Origin of the sequence: Pseudomonas sp. NPDC096950, from assembly GCF_044762525.1 — a bacterium.
Lineage (GTDB): Bacteria > Pseudomonadota > Gammaproteobacteria > Pseudomonadales > Pseudomonadaceae > Aquipseudomonas.
Genome location: NZ_JBIWEL010000019.1, coordinates 46,498 through 62,751 on the forward strand (window position 1 = coordinate 46,498; position 16,254 = coordinate 62,751).

Annotated in this window: 9 protein-coding genes; 7 read left to right on the top strand and 2 right to left on the bottom strand. The window is 62.9% G+C overall.

All coding sequences use genetic code 11. The features are described 5' to 3' along the window. The first annotated feature begins 19 nt into the window (after positions 1 to 19). The 4 genes from ACIQY3_RS24600 to ACIQY3_RS24615 are packed head-to-tail and all read left to right on the top strand — an operon-like array spanning position 20 to position 4,751. Positions 20 to 802, top strand: a complete 783-nt coding sequence (locus ACIQY3_RS24600; RefSeq protein ID WP_403024775.1) for an efflux RND transporter periplasmic adaptor subunit — start codon at positions 20 to 22, stop codon at positions 800 to 802. Then, positions 799 to 2,118, top strand: a complete 1,320-nt coding sequence (locus ACIQY3_RS24605) for an efflux RND transporter periplasmic adaptor subunit (RefSeq protein ID WP_403024778.1) — start codon at positions 799 to 801, stop codon at positions 2,116 to 2,118. The genes ACIQY3_RS24600 and ACIQY3_RS24605 overlap by 4 nt, the downstream gene beginning before the upstream one ends. Next, positions 2,119 to 4,215 carry a biotin/lipoyl-binding protein gene (locus ACIQY3_RS24610; protein WP_403024780.1) on the top strand — a complete coding sequence of 699 codons (2,097 nt, stop codon included), beginning with the start codon at positions 2,119 to 2,121 and terminating at the stop codon, positions 4,213 to 4,215. It begins immediately after the preceding gene. A 17-nt stretch (positions 4,216 to 4,232) separates the two neighbouring features. After that, positions 4,233 to 4,751, top strand: coding sequence for a GNAT family N-acetyltransferase (locus ACIQY3_RS24615; protein WP_403024783.1), 519 nt, complete (start codon positions 4,233 to 4,235; stop codon positions 4,749 to 4,751). Here the strand turns inward: ACIQY3_RS24615 and ACIQY3_RS24620 are convergent. Together ACIQY3_RS24620 and ACIQY3_RS24625 are read right to left on the bottom strand one after the other, a co-directional pair. Then, positions 4,744 to 5,055, bottom strand: a complete 312-nt coding sequence (locus tag ACIQY3_RS24620) for a hypothetical protein (protein WP_403024786.1) — start codon at positions 5,053 to 5,055, stop codon at positions 4,744 to 4,746. The two genes, ACIQY3_RS24615 and ACIQY3_RS24620, sit on opposite strands and share 8 nt — an antisense overlap. 54 nt (positions 5,056 to 5,109) lie before the next feature. Continuing rightward, entirely contained in the window at positions 5,110 to 5,733 is a 624-nt protein-coding gene (locus tag ACIQY3_RS24625) for a phage tail protein (protein ID WP_403024788.1), read from the bottom strand. Positions 5,734 to 5,927: 194 nt separating this feature from the next. On the opposite strand from ACIQY3_RS24625, the gene ACIQY3_RS24630 reads away from it, so the two are divergent. From ACIQY3_RS24630 to ACIQY3_RS24640, 3 genes are all read left to right on the top strand, one after another. Next, positions 5,928 to 7,520: a glycosyltransferase family 39 protein gene (locus ACIQY3_RS24630; protein ID WP_403024791.1), complete on the top strand. Its 1,593-nt coding sequence runs from the start codon at positions 5,928 to 5,930 to the stop codon at positions 7,518 to 7,520. Between the two features lie 178 nt (positions 7,521 to 7,698). Further along, positions 7,699 to 8,544, top strand: a complete 846-nt coding sequence (locus ACIQY3_RS24635) for a sulfotransferase family protein (RefSeq protein WP_403024793.1) — start codon at positions 7,699 to 7,701, stop codon at positions 8,542 to 8,544. 53 nt (positions 8,545 to 8,597) lie between these two features. Next, positions 8,598 to 16,232 (top strand): Ig-like domain-containing protein, encoded by a 7,635-nt coding sequence (locus tag ACIQY3_RS24640; protein ID WP_403024796.1) that lies wholly within the window; start codon positions 8,598 to 8,600, stop codon positions 16,230 to 16,232. Positions 16,233 to 16,254 lie beyond the last annotated feature (22 nt).

Consider the following 16,254-nt stretch of genomic DNA (forward strand, 5'->3'; position numbering starts at 1 on the left):
CCGTCAGGGAGTCACGGTTATGCCGCGTTTTGGAAATTGGGTTGTCGGATTAGCCTTTGTAACGTGCGCAGTACAGGCGCAAACCCCTGCCCCAGACGATCCGTTGCTGGAAAACAGCGCGGTGGGTGGCGCGGCGCAGGCCAGCAGCGAGGCCCGTGGCGTGTTGCGGGCTCGGGATCAGGCGGTGCTCGCCAGCGAGTTGCCGGGGCGGATTGTCGAGTTGCCGTTCAGCGAGGGTGAGTCGTTCAAGAAGGGCGATACCTTGGCGAAGTTCGATTGCTCGGGTTTTCAGGCCCAGCTGAACGCTGCGCAGGCTGCCAGCCGTGGGGCCAGTGAAGAACTGGCGCACAACAAGCAATTGGCGGCGTTGAATTCCGTCGGGCGTTTTGAAGTGGCGCGGGCTGAGGCCAAGGTCAGCGAGACTCAGGCGCAATCCCAGGTTTATCAGGTGCAGGTCAAGCGTTGCAGCGTGCTGGCGCCGTTTGACGGGCAGGTCGTCGAGCGCAAGGTCCAGCGTTATGAAAGCGTGGCGGCCGGCGCGCCGTTGCTGGATGTGGTGGATAACCGCACCCTGGAAATTCATCTGCTGATTCCATCGCGCTGGATGGGCAAGCTCAAGCCCGGCCAGACCTTCAGTTTTGTCCCCGATGAAACCGGTCAGCCGCTGGACGCCACGGTCAAGCGCCTCGGTGCGCGGATCGATGAAGGCAGCCAGACCTTGCTGCTGGTGGCGACGCTGCCCAACGCCACGGGCCTGTTGGCCGGCATGAGCGGAACGGCGCGCTTCGCGGAGCTCAAGTGAACGCTCCCCTCAGCGGCGGTGCCGAGCAGGTCTTCGCCCGGTTTCTCGACCTCGAACGCCTGACCCGCGCGGCCCGTACCTCGGCGCAACTGGCCTACAGCCTGGTCAATGACAGCCAGGCGCTGTTCGGCTTTCGCCATGCGGCGCTGTTGATTGCCGGCAAGGTGCAGGCTGTGACCGGCGTGAGTGCGGTGGACCCGAATGCGCCGTTCGTGGCGTTCGTCGAGCAGGCCGTGGCGCAGTTGTTCAAGCTTGAAGTACTGAAACAGGCGCGGGTGATTCCGCAGGATGGGCTCAGCGAATCGATCCGCGCCGATTGGCAAAGTCTTTCCGCCGCCCAGGTGTTCTGGTTGCCGCTGGTGGATCATCAAGGCCAAGTCTTTGGCGGTCTGTGGCTGGCCCGAGACCTGCCATGGAACCCTTCCGAACAAGTTTTGCTCTCGCAACTCGGCGACACTTACAGCCATGCCTGGCTGGCGCTGCAACCGCGCAAACCGTGGCGGCTGCGCTGGACCCGCAAGCGTCAGGTAGCGCTGGTGGCGGTGGCGCTGCTGGCGTTGTTGATCCCGGTGCGCCAATCGGTGCTGGCGCCCGCCGAAGTGGTGCCGCTGGGTGGCCGAGTGGTTGCTGCGCCGCTGGACGGGGTGATTACCGAGTTCCTGGTCAAACCCAATCAAACGGTGAAAACCGGCGACCTGCTGCTTAAATTCGAAAACACCACCCTCACGGCTCAGGCCGATGTGTCGCAGCGCGCCTTGGGCGTGGCCGAGGCCGAACTGAAGGCCAACTCCCAGCGCTCCTTCGCCGATGCTGAATCCAGCTCGAAAATCGATTTGCTGGCGGCACGGGTCGAACAAAAACGCGCCGAACGGGACTACGCTCGCGAACTGCTCAAACGCAGCGAAGTGCGCGCCGAGCGGGACGGCATTGCGGTGTTTGCCGACGCCGAACGCTGGACCGGCAAACCGGTGCAGACCGGCGAGCGCTTGATGGAAATCGCCGACCCGAACCAGGCCGAGTTGCGTATCGAACTGGCGGTCGGCGATGCGATTGCCCTGGAACCAGGCGCGCAGGTTTCACTGTTTCTCGACAGCGATCCGCTGCAACGGCACCAGGCCAAACTCGAACGCTCGGCCTACGAAGCGCAACCCACGGCCGGTGGACAACTGGCGTATCGACTGGACGCAAATTTCGACGCAGCACCGCCGCGTATCGGCTTGCGTGGCACTGCCAAAATCTTTGGCGACCGCGCGCCGCTGGCGTTGTACCTGTTGCGTCGGCCACTGGCCGGGTTGCGTCAAAGCGTGGGCCTGTAGATGAGCCTGCCGAGCCTGCGGGCAGACCTGCAACTGCAAGCGGCAGCCCCGGCCCTCGACGGCTCGCCGCGCTGGACCCTGGCCGACCCGGTGCGCGGGCGCTATTTCAAATTGGGTGCGGCGGCGATGCGTCTGCTGCGCCACTGGTCCCTGGGCGATCCCGAGCAAGTCCTGCGTGCCGCCAACCGCGAGCCAGGCTTGCCGCTGGACGGCGCCGAACTGGATCAACTGCTGACCTTTTTGCGCGGCCATGACCTGATCAGCGCCCTCGACCCGCAACAACGCGCCAGCTACAGCCTGAAAGCCGCCGCGCAACGTCAGTCGCTGTGGCAGATCCTGTTGCATCAATACCTGTTTTTCCGCATCCCACTGTGGCGCCCGGACGCGTTTCTCAATCGCGCCTGGCCGTGGCTGGAGCGTTTCGGGCCGTATGCGTTACGTATTGGATTGCCGGCGACCCTGATGCTCGGCGTGTTTCTGGTGTCCCGGGACTGGCAGCGTTTTATCGCGACGTTTCCGCATCTGTTCAGCCTCGGTGGCGCGCTGGCGTTTGGGGTTGCGTTGTTCTTCGCCAAGCTGTGCCACGAGTTCGGCCACGCATTCATGGCCAAGCGCGCCGGTTGCCGGGTGCAAAGCATGGGCGTGGCGTTCATGGTGATGCTGCCGATGTTCTACACCGATGTCAGCGATGCCTGGCGGGTCAATGATCGGCGTGCGCGGTTGCTGATCGGTGCCGGCGGCGTGCTGGCGGAACTGGTGCTGGCGTGCATCGCGCTGCTGGCCTGGTCGCTGTTACCCGACGGTCCCGGACGCACCGCAGCGTTCATGCTCGCCAGCGCCACCTGGATCACCACGCTGGTGATCAACCTCAACCCGTTCATGCGTTTCGATGGTTACTTTTTGCTCAGCGATTTCTGGGAAGTCGACAACCTTCAGGGCCGGGCCTTTGCCCTATGCCGCTGGCGATTACGCGAAGCCTTGTTTGGTTACGGCGCGCCGGCGCCGGAACCCTGGTCGCCGTCGATGCAACGGCGTCTGCTGATCTGGGGCTACGGCTCGTGGTTGTGGCGTGCGGTGCTGTTTTTCGGGATTGCGCTGGCGGTGTATCACCTGTTCTTCAAGCTGCTCGGCATCTTCCTGATGATGGTGGAACTGGTGTGGTTCATCTTCCTGCCGATCGTGCGCGAATGGCGTGAGTGGTGGTCCCGCCGCGATCAGGCCCACGCGCCTCGGGTGTTGCTGAGTACCCTGGGGCTGGTGGCGATTGTCTTGCTGCTGGCCGTGCCGTGGCGCAGTGCAGTGGAATTGCCGGTGATGCTGGAGGCGGGCCGCGTCAGTACGTTGCATGCGCCGGTGGCGGCGCGGGTCAAGCAAGTGAATGTCCACGATGGTCAACTGGTGGCCCAGGGCGACGTGTTGATTGAACTGGAGACGCCCGATCTCGACTCACGCCAGGCCATCGTCCGACGGGAAATCCAGATCCAGCAATTGCAGATGCGCCGTCAGGCCAGCCGCAGTGAAACCGCCGCCGATGCCGGGATTGTCGAGCAGCGTCTGGCCGAGGCGGTGGCCGAATATCGCGGCTTGGCGGCACAACGCGAGCGCTTGCTGATCCGGGCACCCCAGGCCGGCAAGGTGCGGGACCTGTTGCCACAATTGACGGCCGGACGCTGGTTGTCACCCAAGGAACCGCTGGCCAGGGTCGTCGAGGAAGGCGCTCGATTGCGCGGTTATCTGGCGGAGGCCGAGTTGTGGCGGGTCGCGACCGGGGCGCATGGGCGTTTTATCGCCGAAGATCCGATGCACCCGGCGGTCGCCGTGCAGCTGAGTGAAATCGACGCCAATGGTGCCGGTTTCATTGAGCAGGAAGCGCTGACGTCAGACCACCACGGACCGATTGCCGTACGCCGCGACCAGAACCAGCGGCCCGAGCCGGTTCAGGCTCAATACGCGGTGCGCCTTACGACGCTGGACACCATCGCTACTCCGACACAGCCGTTGCGCGGTGTGGTGGTGGTGCAAGGTCGCAGTGAGTCATTGCTGGGAACGGCCTGGCGCCGGATGGCCGCGTTGGGTGTGAGGGAGAGTGGTTTTTAGCGCACGGAGAGATCGCAATGCTGAACAACAATTCCAATGATGTGGGTGATCTGGTGGTACGTCCGTCCGGTGCCACCGACGGGCCGTTTTTGCACAACCTTTACCACGCCGCACGGCCCGATCTGCAATGGATCGATGGCGAGCAAGAGCTGGTGGAAGAAGTGATTGCCCAGCAATTCAAGGTGCAGGAGCAGGGCACCGGGGAGTCTTATCCCAACGCCATGCACTTTGTGGTGGAAAAACTCGGCACACCGATTGGCGCGCTGACCGCCGATTTCGGCACCAATGAAATTCGCGTGCTGTACCTGGCGTTTATTCCGGCGGCGCGGGGCAAGGGCTATGGCCGCACGGTGTTGCAAGGTGTGCAGAAAGCCGCCGAACAGGTGCGCTGCCCGGTAGCGACGGTGGTCTGGGCGAACAATCCCCATGCGCGCCGGCATTATCTGGCGCTGGGGTTTCAGGTCGAGGAAAGCAACGTGGCGGCCGAGCGGCTGGTCTGGTATCCGGGCCAGCCGCAGTCGGCGGTGCTCAGTTGACGGTGATGTCGAAGTAAGTGTGGCTGGCGTCGCGTCCCAGTTCCGGGGTGCGAGACACAACGATGCCTTCGATGCGGCCCAGCTCTGGCAGCTCGATGGCGCAGGGACCGTCGATAAAGGTCGTCTGTGCCGGGCTGCTCAGTTCCACGCCAAACGGCATGCGCCCGGTGGCCGACATGCGTGCATTGGGTTTGTCCACCACGGACACGATCATCACGGGTAGCTCGCTGCCATCGCTCAGATAGAGCGGCTGAGAAGTGCCGAGCAACTGGCGGAAATGGTCGCCGGTAATCTGATCAAGCATGAATCTGCTCCCTGAAAAAATGGAGGGTCGGGGCCCTGGGCCCCGACGCCAGGGTCAGTTGCGCGAAGGGAAAAGCCCCTGCAGGGCCACACAGAAGTTCAACACCAGCACAGGGTTGACGATGCCCAGTGGCGTGCCGTTGCCGATGGTTTGCGCGGTGGCGGTCACGTTGACGGTGCCGCCCACGGTGCTGTTGACACCCTTGAGCGCAATCGGATTGGCGCCTTGTGCGGTCGAGAAGATTGCGGCGGAGCTCGGCCCCGTGGTTGCGGAGGCACCGATGTAGGCATTGTCATTCGACGGTGTGGTGGTGGGGGTGCTTGGCACACTGACCAGGTTGACCGTGGTGGAAGCCGTCAGGGCCGACGTGGCGGTGGCGGTGATGACCGGGGCATGCGGCGGCAGGTTGGAGACCAGCAGGCTGGTATTTTCCGTGCCGATGACTTCGCCGAGTACCCGGTTTGTCAGGTTGATGCCCTGGCCCTGGTGCATCGGCAAGCGCCCGCACAGGTTGGGCAGCATGAAGTTTTGCGACCCGTTGCCGCCATAGGTCACACCCAGCAAAGCGAACAATGCCTGGTACTGGCTGACTGGCAGCGTCTGCCCGTTGGCTTGCATCCAGCCGCTGGGGGCGTACGAGAAGCCGAAGGGAAGAATGGTTCCGAGAAAAACGTCCATAGTTTGTATATCCATGTGGTTTTTTGGAGGGTGCCGTACTGGCCCGACGCTACTGCTTGGGCCAGTACTCAGAGTAGACGCTGGTGCAAATGTCGCCGGATTGCGTTCTTGCAGAGATGGGGGCAGCATCGAACGACAACTCCCGAGCGTGTTCTGGAGTGATTGGGCTTTTTCGACCAGGCGGGTGATGTTTCATGGAGTACCGCAGGGAAACAGAGCTTGCCGGCAAGCCGGATGGGCGTGCCGGGCGTACTCGTGCCACGGTGATTTCGCCGCTGCCGCAATGGCTGGCCGATTATGGGTTCTGGCTGATTCTGGCGTTGGCCGCGGCCGTACGTTTTTACGACCTCACCGCTGCCGCTATTTGGGGCGACGAAGGCTCAAGCCTGCTGATGAGCCAATATTCCCTGGGCGATATCTGGTTTCACGCCGCCCATGACGTGCACCCACCGCTGTATTTCATGCTGCTGCACGGCTGGATCGAGTTGTTTGGCGACGGCATTTTCTCCATCCGCAGCTTGAGCGCATTGCCGGGCATTGCCACGGTGGCGCTGGGTTTCTGGCTAGTGCGGTTGGTGGCCAATCCCCGGGCTGCCCTGCTCGCCGGTTTATTGCTGGCGCTGCTGCCCACGGCGGTGCGTTACAGCCAGGAAGTGCGGATGTATTCGTTGCTCGGGCTGTGGTTGCTCGGTGCGACGATTGCGCTGGTGTATTGGGTCAAGCACCCGCTGCGCACGCGTTATCTGGTGATCTATGCGCTGCTGATGAGCGCCGGGTTCTACACCCACTACTTCACGGCCCTGTGCGTGATTGTGCATTGGACGTATCTGTTGCTTCTGCGCCTGCATCCCGCTCATCCGGTGAAACTCGTCACCCGCCCGGCCTGGTGGCTGACCAACGTTGCGATAGTCGCGCTGTTCATGCCCTGGTTGCCCGGCCTGATCGATCTGCTTCAGCACATGGATGAGCTCAAAGCCAATGGTGATGTGGGTTGGGAGACTGCGGTGACCCTGAGTTCACTGCCTGCGATGGTCTGGGATTACCTGATTCAGGACGATGGCGATGCCTTGCCGTGGCCGATCTTCATCGCATTGCCGCTGCTGTTGCTGGGGGTGATCGTGGTGACCGTTGTGCGGGATCGCAGCCTCTTTCGCTGGAGTGCCTTGCTGGCCCTCTACACCCTGTTGCCGCTGCTGTTGGTGTACGGCGTTTCGTTTATTTCGCCGGTGTTTATCGAACGCTACCTGACTGCTTTTGCGCTGGGCCTGCCGATGATCATGGGGCTGGCCATCGACCGATTATGGGATGGCTTTCGCGTGTTGGCGCTGGGGCTGCTGGTGCTGTTGGTCGGCACCCAACTGGTGGGGCTGAAGACCAATGCCACGGTGGATGTGAGTGATCAGCCCAGCGTGATGGTGGCGTTCGTCAATCAGCATTACGTCGAGGGCGACCAGATCGTTATCAGCGACCTGCTCTGGTACATGCCCTACGTCTATTACAACCGTACCGATGCCGCACCGATGCTCTACACCCCTCCGCAGGCCGATGGCACTTCAAGCCGTCCGAATGCCTACGGGTTTGGCACGCTGGTGGATGACAACGCTGAAAAAATCTACCTCGACCACCTCAGTGAACTGCCGCCAGGAACGGGGCGGGTATGGTTGATCAGCACTGCCGACCAGCCAGACGAATTCGCCCCGATACCCGCAGGCTGGCAAAAAGTCAGTGAAACGGAGTCCGGCAACAACCGTGCACGGCTGTTTCTGATGGCAACCAGAAAGCGTTAAACCGGACTTCTCATCCCCGATCAAATGGTTTTAGAGGTCGCTGAAACGTTTCAACCCATCTGGCTCAATGCTTTCAGACCAAGCCCGTATTTTTAGCTTCAAATTGATATCAAAACACCACTAGTCGACCCATGCTGCATAGACTACGCTTCGACATATAAAGGGACTTCCGACTAGGGTGAAGGGATTGCAGCAGTATCACTTTATATCCGGGCTGCCACGCTCAGGGTCTACCCTGCTGGCCGCCATATTGCTGCAAAACCCGCGTTTTCATGCGGGCATGAGCAGCCCCGTTGGCACCCTCTTTACCAGCGTCCTCGAACAATGCAGCGCCGGCAGCGAGTTCGGTGCGGTGATCGACACGCCTCTGCGTCGCCGTCTGCTGCGTGGGTTGTTCGACTCCTACTACGCCGACCAGGCCGACAAGCCCGTTATCTTCGATACCAACCGCCAATGGTGCTCGCGTCTGCCTGCGCTGCAGGACCTGTTTCCCAAGGCCAAGACCATCGCTTGTGTGCGCAACGTCGCCTGGGTGATGGACAGCCTCGAACGCCTGTACCGCGCCAACCCGTTCGAGAACACCAAGCTGTTCAACGACGAAGTCGAGCGCAATACCGTCTACAGCCGTTGTGAAACCCTGGCCCAGCGCAATCGCTTGGTGGGTTTTGCCTGGACAGCGCTCAAGGAAGCCTATTACGGCGAAAACGCCGACTCCTTGTTGATTGTCGATTACGACCTGCTCAGCCAGGCGCCCGAACGGGTCCTTCGGCTGGTCTACGAATTCATCGGCGAGCCGTGGTTCGAGCATGACTTCAACAACCTCGTCTACGACGCTCCGGAGTTTGACCAGGCCCTCGGCGTTTCAGGGTTGCATCGGGTCAAGCGCCAGGTGGCGCTGGAGTCCAGGCGCACGATCCTGCCGCCGGACTTGTTCGACAAATATGCAGAACTGTCCTTCTGGCACGATGGGTCCTCCAGCGCCGCCAATGTCATTCGTATGAAATCCGACGCCGCGATCAATTAATTGATCGCGGCTTTTTCTTGGCCGTCATAAAAGTTCGAGTTCGGGTGAGCAGCATGTGGTGGAACAACGGCAAGTCGAAAAAGGCCCAGGGCGCTCGCGTACTGGCATCGCCGATGATCATGTCCCTGGAACCGCGCATGCTGTTCGACGGCGCGGTCGCGGCCACGGTGGCCGATGCGGCCCAGCCCGACAGTCACCCCACGGCTGACACCGCCAAGCCGCCGGCGGCCGATCACCCGGCTGCCAGCAAAGACACCCATGGCCAGGCCGACAACGCTTCTGCCGCGACCCCCGCACCGGCAGCCACACCGACTGCCGTACCCGGCCAGAGCGTGGTGTTCGTCGATTCGCGCATCAAGGACACCGACAGCCTGCTCAAAGGCGTCGCACCGGGCACCGAAGTGGTGACGCTGGATGCCACCAAGGACGGCTTGCAGCAAATCGCCGCTTACCTCGACACCCACCAGGGCGTGAGCTCGGTGCAGATCATCGCCCACGGCAATGCCGGCGACCTGTGGCTGGGCAACAGCTACCTGTCGGCCGACAACGTCGCCGCGCGCAGCGACGTGCTGGCCGAGATCGGCAAGGACATGAACGTCGGTGGTGACATCCTGATCTACGCCTGTAATACCGGCGCCGGTGAACGCGGCGTCAGTTTTGTCGATTCCCTGGCACAACTCACCGGCCGCGATATTGCCGCGTCCACCAACCGTACCGGTGTGGGCGGCGACTGGGACCTGGAAATCGCCACCGGCAGTATCGAAAGCCGCAGCGTGTTGTCATCCGCGTCCATGGCCGGCTACCAGTACAGCCTGGCGACGCTGACTGTGCTCAATAACAGCGACAGCGGCGTGGGTTCCTTGCGCACCGCCCTGTCCAATGCCGTGGCCGGCGACACCGTCACCTTCAACACCAGCATGATCGTCGGGCTGAACACGCAGTTGACTATCACCAAGAACGTTACGATTGATGGTGACTTGAATAACGACGGCGTCGCCGACGTTACCCTTAACGGTCAGTACAAAACCCGCGTGGTGCAGGTCAATTCCGGTGTCACGGCGACCTTCGACGGCTTGATCATCAAGCAGGGCATGGCGGTCGGTGCAGGGGCTGCGGCGGGGACGGACGGCACCGGGGCGATGGGCGGCGGTATTCTTAACTCCGGCAACCTGACCCTCAGAAACGTCACGGTGACCGATAACGCGGCCTCTGGCGGCGGCGGTGGCGGTGGCGTCACCGCTCCTTACGTCGGCGGCGCGGTCGGTGGCGGCGGCGGTGGTGGCGGTGCGCTGGGTGGTCAAACCGGTGGTCATGGCGGCACCGCCGGTTTCGGCACTGGCGTGTATGCCGGTACGGCCGGCGGTGCGGGCAGCGGTGGTAATGGTGGCACCTACAACTCCAATTACATGGGCGGTCACGGCGGTACGACCACCGGTGGCGCCGGCGGCCTCGGCGCCTCGAATTACAGTAACGGCGGCAACGGCGGCACGGCGACCAACGGCACCGTGTCCATCGGCGGTGGCGGCGGTGGCTCCGGTTGGGACAAGGCCGGCCGGGCCGGCGCTTCGGCGTCTGGCGGTATCTACAACGCATCGACCGGCACCCTGACGGTGGTCGGTACATCCGTTATCTCCAACAACGTTGCGGCCGGTGGTGGCGGTGGCGGCGGTGGTGGCAACGGCGGTTCCAGCGACCCGGGTGGCGCGGGCGGCAAAGGCGTCGGCGCGATCTGGAACAAAGGCACCCTGTTGATGACGGCGGCCAACTTCGGCGCCATGGCCGGCAATGCCGGCGGCAGCGGTTCGGGCGGACAGGCATCGGGCGGCGGCGGCACAGGCGGCACCCCGGCCCCAGTGAGCAACATCTTCAACGACGGCGGTGTGGTCAATACCAACTACGCACCGGACGTGACCCCGCCGACGGTGTCGAGCATCGTGGTCGGCACCACCAACCTGAACTCCGGCGGCACCTCGCTGGTGACCATCACGTTCAGCGAGGCCGTGAACAATTTCACCAACGCCGACCTGACCGTGGCCAACGGCACGCTGAGCGCAGTCAGCAGCAGCGACGGCGGCATCACTTGGACCGCAACCCTGACGGCGGCGGGCAACATCAACGCCCCGACCAACGCCATCACCCTCGACACCACGGGCGTGCAGGATTTGGCGGGTAACGTCGGCACCGGTTCCGGCACCTCCAACAACTACGTGATCCACGACACCGTGGCGCCGACGGCATCCATCGTGGTCGCGGACACCGCGCTGAACAGCAGCGAAACCTCGCTGGTGACCATCACCTTCAGCGAAGCCGTGACCGGTTTCACCAACGCCGACCTGACTATCGCCAACGGTACGTTGACAGCGGTAAGCAGCAGCGACGGCGGCATCACCTGGACGGCGACCTTCACGCCGACCGCTGGCATCACTGACACCACCAACCTGATCACCCTGGACAAGACCGGCGTGCAGGATCTGTCCGGCAACGCCGGGCTCGGTGTGATCAACTCGAACAACTACGCCATCGACACCCAGCGCCCGACGGCGACCATCGTGGTGGCGGACACCGCGCTGAAAATCGGCGAAACGTCCCTGGTGACCTTCACCTTCAGCGAGGCCGTGACCGGTTTCACCAACGCCGACCTGACCATCGCCAACGGCACACTCACGGCCGTGAGCAGCAGCGACGGCGGTATCACCTGGACCGCGACCTTCACCCCAACCGCCAGCATCAACGACACCACCAACCTGATCACCCTGGCCAACACCGGGGTCAGCGACACGGCGGGCAACGCTGGCACCGGCACCACGGATTCGAACAACTACGCCATCGACACCGTGCGCCCGACCGCGACCATCGTCGTGGCCGACAACGCGCTGAGCATTGGCGAAACCTCGCTGGTGACCATCACCTTCAGCGAAGCAGTGAGCGGTTTCACCAACGCCGACCTGAGCATCGCCAACGGCACGTTGACCGCCGTGAGCAGCAGCGACGGCGGTATCACCTGGACGGCGACCTTCACCCCAACCGCCAGCATCAATGACGCGACCAACCTGATCACCCTGAACAACACCGGCGTGCAGGACCTGTCCGGCAATGCCGGCACCGGCACCACGGATTCCAATAACTACGCCATCGACACCCTGCGCCCGACCGCAACCATCGTGGTGGCGGACAATGCGCTGAAAATCGGCGAAACCTCGCTGGTGACCATCACCTTCAGCGAAGCCGTGACCGGTTTCACCAACGCCGACCTGACCATCGCCAACGGCACGCTCACAGCGGTGAGCAGTAGCGACGGCGGGATCACCTGGACCGCGACCTTTACCCCAAGCGCCAGCACCAATGACGCGACCAACCTGATCACCCTGGACAACACCGGCGTGCAGGATCAGTCCGGCAATGCCGGCACCGGTACGACCAACTCCAACAATTACGCGATCGACACCGTGCGCCCCACGGCAACCATCGTGGTCGCGGACAACGCGCTGAAAATCGGCGAAACCTCGCTGGTGACCATCACCTTCAGCGAGGCCGTGACCGGTTTCACCAACGCCGACCTGACCATCGCTAACGGCACACTCACCGCAGTGAGCAGCAGCGACGGCGGGATCACCTGGACCGCGACCTTCACGCCAACCACCAGCATCACCGACGCGACCAACCTGATCACCCTGGACAACACCGGGGTCAGCGACACGTCGGGTAACGCCGGCAGCGGCACCACCGATTCCAATAACTACGCGATCGACACGGTCCGCCCAACCGCGACCATCGTCCTCGCCGACCCGAGCCTCAGCGCAGGCGAAACCTCGCTGGTGACCATCACCTTCAGCGAAGCCGTGAGCGGTTTCACCAACGCTGACCTGAGCATCGCCAACGGCACGTTGACCGCAGTGAGCAGCAGCGACGGCGGCATCACCTGGACCGCGACTTTCACGCCGACCGCCGGCATCAATGACGCGACTAACGTCATCACCCTGGCCAACACCGGCGTGGCTGACCTGGCCGGCAACGCGGGCGCGGGCACCACCAACTCCGGCAACTACACCATCGATACCGTGGCGCCCACGGCGACCATCGTGGTCGCCGACAATGCGCTGAAAATCGGCGAAACCTCGCTGGTCACTATCACCTTCTCTGAGGCGGTAACCGGCTTCACCAACGCTGACCTGACCATCGCCAACGGCACGCTGACAGCGGTGAGCAGCAGCGATGGCGGCATCACCTGGACGGCCACGTTTACGCCGACCAACACCATCACCGATGCCACTAACCTGATCACCCTGGACAACAGCGGTGTGCAAAACGCCTCGGGTAACGCCGGCAGCGGCACCACCAATTCGAACAACTACACCATCGACACCGTGCGTCCAACCGCGACCGTCGTGGTGGCTGACCCAACCCTGGCGGCGGGTCAAACTTCGCTGGTGACCATCACCTTCAGCGAAGCGGTGACCGGCCTGACCCTCGCCGACTTCACCGTCGAAAACGGCGCCCTTTCCGGGCTGACCACCAGCGACAACATCACCTACACCGCGACCTTCACGCCAAGCGCGAGCATCAACGACGCGACCAACCTCATCACGCTGGACAACACCGGTGTCGCGGACGTGGCCGGCAACGCTGGTTCAGGTACCACCGATTCCAACAACTACGTGATCGACAGCCTGCGTCCGACCGCCACCATCGTAGTCGCCGACCCGACCCTGAGTGCGGGCGAAACTTCGCTGGTAACCATCACCTTCAGTGAAGCGGTCAGCGGTTTCGACAACAGCGATTTGAGCGTGCCGAATGGCACCTTGAGTGCGGTGAGCAGCAGCGACGGCGGCATCACCTGGACCGCGACCTTCACGCCGACAATCGGCGTCAAGGATACCTCTAACCTGATCGTCCTCAACAACACCGGGGTGACCGACATTGCCGGCAACGCGGGCACCGGCACCACCAACTCGGCCAACTTCACCATCGACACCGTGCTGCCGACGGCCACTATCGTGGTTGCCGATACCGCGCTGAACATCGGTGAAACCTCGCTGGTGACCATCTCTTTCAGCGAGGCCGTGACCGGTTTCAGCAATGCCGACCTCACTATCGCCAACGGCACACTTACCGCCGTGAGCAGCAGTGACGGCGGCATCACCTGGACGGCCACGTTTACGCCGACCAGCGCCATCACCGACGCGACCAACCTGATCACCCTGGACAACAGCGGTGTGCAAAATGCTTCGGGTAACGCCGGCAGCGGCAGCACCGACTCCAACAACTACGCCATCGACACCCAGCGCCCCACCGCGACCATCGTGGTGGCCGACCCGGCCCTGGGCGTTGGCCAGACCACTCAGGTGACCATCACCTTCAGTGAGGCGGTCAGCGGTTTCGATAACAGCGACCTCACCATCGACAACGCGACCCTGAGCAATGTCAGCAGCAGCGACGGCGGGATTACCTGGACCGCCACGTTGACGCCGTTGGCCGGCATCACCGACACCAGCAACATCGTGCGCCTGGACAACACCGGCGTTCAGGATCTGTCCGGCAACAGCGGCAGCGGCACCACCGATTCCAATAACTATGTAATCGACAGCCAGCGCCCGACCGCCACCATTGTGTTGAGCGACACCACCCTGAAACCGGGCGAAACCTCGCTGGTGACCATCACCTTCAGCGAGGCGGTCAGCGGTTTCGACAACAGTGACCTGATCATCGCCAACGGCACGTTGAGCGCAGTGAGCAGCAGCGACGGCGGCATCACCTGGACCGCGACCTTCACCCCGACCATTGGTGTGACGGACGCAACCAACGTGATCACCCTTAACAACACCGGCATCGCTGATGTGGCCGGCAACGCGGGCGCAGGCACCACCGATTCCGCCAACTACGTAGTAGAAACCCAGGTGCCGACCGCGACCATCGTGGTCGCCGACAATGCCCTCAAGGCCGGTGAAACGTCTGCGGTGACCATCACCTTCAGCGAAGCCGTGAGCGGTTTCACCAACGCCGACCTGACCATCGCCAACGGCACGTTGAGCAACGTCAGTAGCAGCGACGGCGGTATCACCTGGACCGCGACTTTCACCCCGACCACCAACGTGACCGACACCACCAACCTGATCAGCCTCGACAACACCGGCGTGATCAACGGTTCGGGCAACAGCGGCGTGGGCGTGACCGATTCCAACAACTACGCCATCGACACCGCGCGGCCGACCGCGACCATCGTCGTGGCGGACAACCGCTTGGGCATCGGCGAGACCACCACAGTCACTATCACCTTCACCGAAGCAGTATCCGGTTTCGACCTGTCGGACCTCAGCGTCGCCAATGGCAACCTGTCCAACCTGCTCAGCAGTGACGGCGGCAAAACCTGGACGGCGACCCTGACCCCGACGGCCAATATCAACGACACCACCAACCTGATCCTGCTCGACAGCAGCAACGTGGCGGACGCCGCCGGCAATGCCGGGGCGGGGATCGCGATCTCCAACAACTACGCGCTCGATGCCACGCGGCCGACTGCAACCATCGTGGTCGCCAACCCGAACCTGGGCATGGGCCAAACCACGCTGGTGACCATCACCTTCAGCGAAGCGGTGAACAACTTCGACCTGTCGGACCTCAGCGTCACCAATGGCGAACTGACCAACCTGGCCAGCAGCGACGGCGGCAAGACCTGGACCGGCACCTTCACGCCGACCGCCAACATCACCGACCCGAGCAACTTCATTGCCCTGGACACCAGCAACGTCACCGACCTGGCGGGCAACACCGGCGACACGGTGACCGTGTCCAACAACTACGTGATCGACGGCGAACGGCCGACCGCCACGGTCGTCGTGGCCAACCCGAACCTGGGCGTGGGCCAGACGTCGCTGGTGACCTTCACCTTCAATGAAGCGGTGAGTGGCTTCGACCTGTCCGACGTCAACGTGGCCAACGGCACCTTGTCCAACCTGTCGAGCAACGACGGCGGTAAAACCTGGACCGCGACCCTGACGCCGACCAGCAACCTGAGCAACGCCAGTAACGCGATCAGCCTGAACGTCGCGGGCGTCACGGACGGTTCGGGCAACGCCGGCAGCGGCACCAGCCAATCGAACGGCTACGCGATCAACACCGTACCGGCACCGTCGACGACGGTTGTGGTGGTGCCGCCGGATCCGGAGTTCCGCGTCTCGCAACCGGTGGTCGTACTTGAGCAGCCGCACCTGCCGCTGCAACCGGTCATCTTCGCCGCTCCAACCGGCACGCTGGCCTCGCCACTGACGTTTGCACCGCTGTTCGAAGACCGGGTGCTGGGGGACGGCATCCGGCCATTGGGCGACATCTTCATCAACCGCGGGGCGCTGGCGCCGAGCTTTATTGCCCAGGTGTTCAGCAGCAGCGACAGCGGCACGGGCGATGGCTCGGGCCACGGCTTCCTCGGGTTTGGCGGCGGCGATGGTGGGGTGTTCGGCACCAGTACGTTGTCGAGCCTGTTCAATCAGGACACCGGTGCCGAGCGTGATTCGCTGAATTCCTTCAGCAGTCATTCGATTCGTGGCGGCGATGTGTCCCAAGGCCTGCGCGGGGTGTTTGGCGCGCCGACCCTGGGCCAGCAATTACAAGAACTCAAAGACACCGAGCAACGGCAGGTCAACAGCCTGGCCGCCGCTTTGCAACAAGTCGGCATCAGCGAAATGCAGGCTTGAAACACACACATAATTCAGTGCG

Bases quoted from the DNA above. Each gene is read 5' to 3' on its own strand.
- ACIQY3_RS24600 (WP_403024775.1), top strand. From the start codon at position 20: ATGCCGCGTTTTGGAAATTGGGTTGTCGGATTAGCCTTTGTAACGTGC.
- ACIQY3_RS24610 (WP_403024780.1), top strand. From the start codon at position 2,119: ATGAGCCTGCCGAGCCTGCGGGCAGACCTGCAACTGCAAGCGGCAGCC.
- ACIQY3_RS24615 (WP_403024783.1), top strand. From the start codon at position 4,233: ATGCTGAACAACAATTCCAATGATGTGGGTGATCTGGTGGTACGTCCG.
- ACIQY3_RS24620 (WP_403024786.1), bottom strand. From the start codon at position 5,055: ATGCTTGATCAGATTACCGGCGACCATTTCCGCCAGTTGCTCGGCACT.
- ACIQY3_RS24625 (WP_403024788.1), bottom strand. From the start codon at position 5,733: ATGGACGTTTTTCTCGGAACCATTCTTCCCTTCGGCTTCTCGTACGCC.
- ACIQY3_RS24630 (WP_403024791.1), top strand. From the start codon at position 5,928: ATGGAGTACCGCAGGGAAACAGAGCTTGCCGGCAAGCCGGATGGGCGT.
- ACIQY3_RS24640 (WP_403024796.1), top strand. From the start codon at position 8,598: ATGTGGTGGAACAACGGCAAGTCGAAAAAGGCCCAGGGCGCTCGCGTA.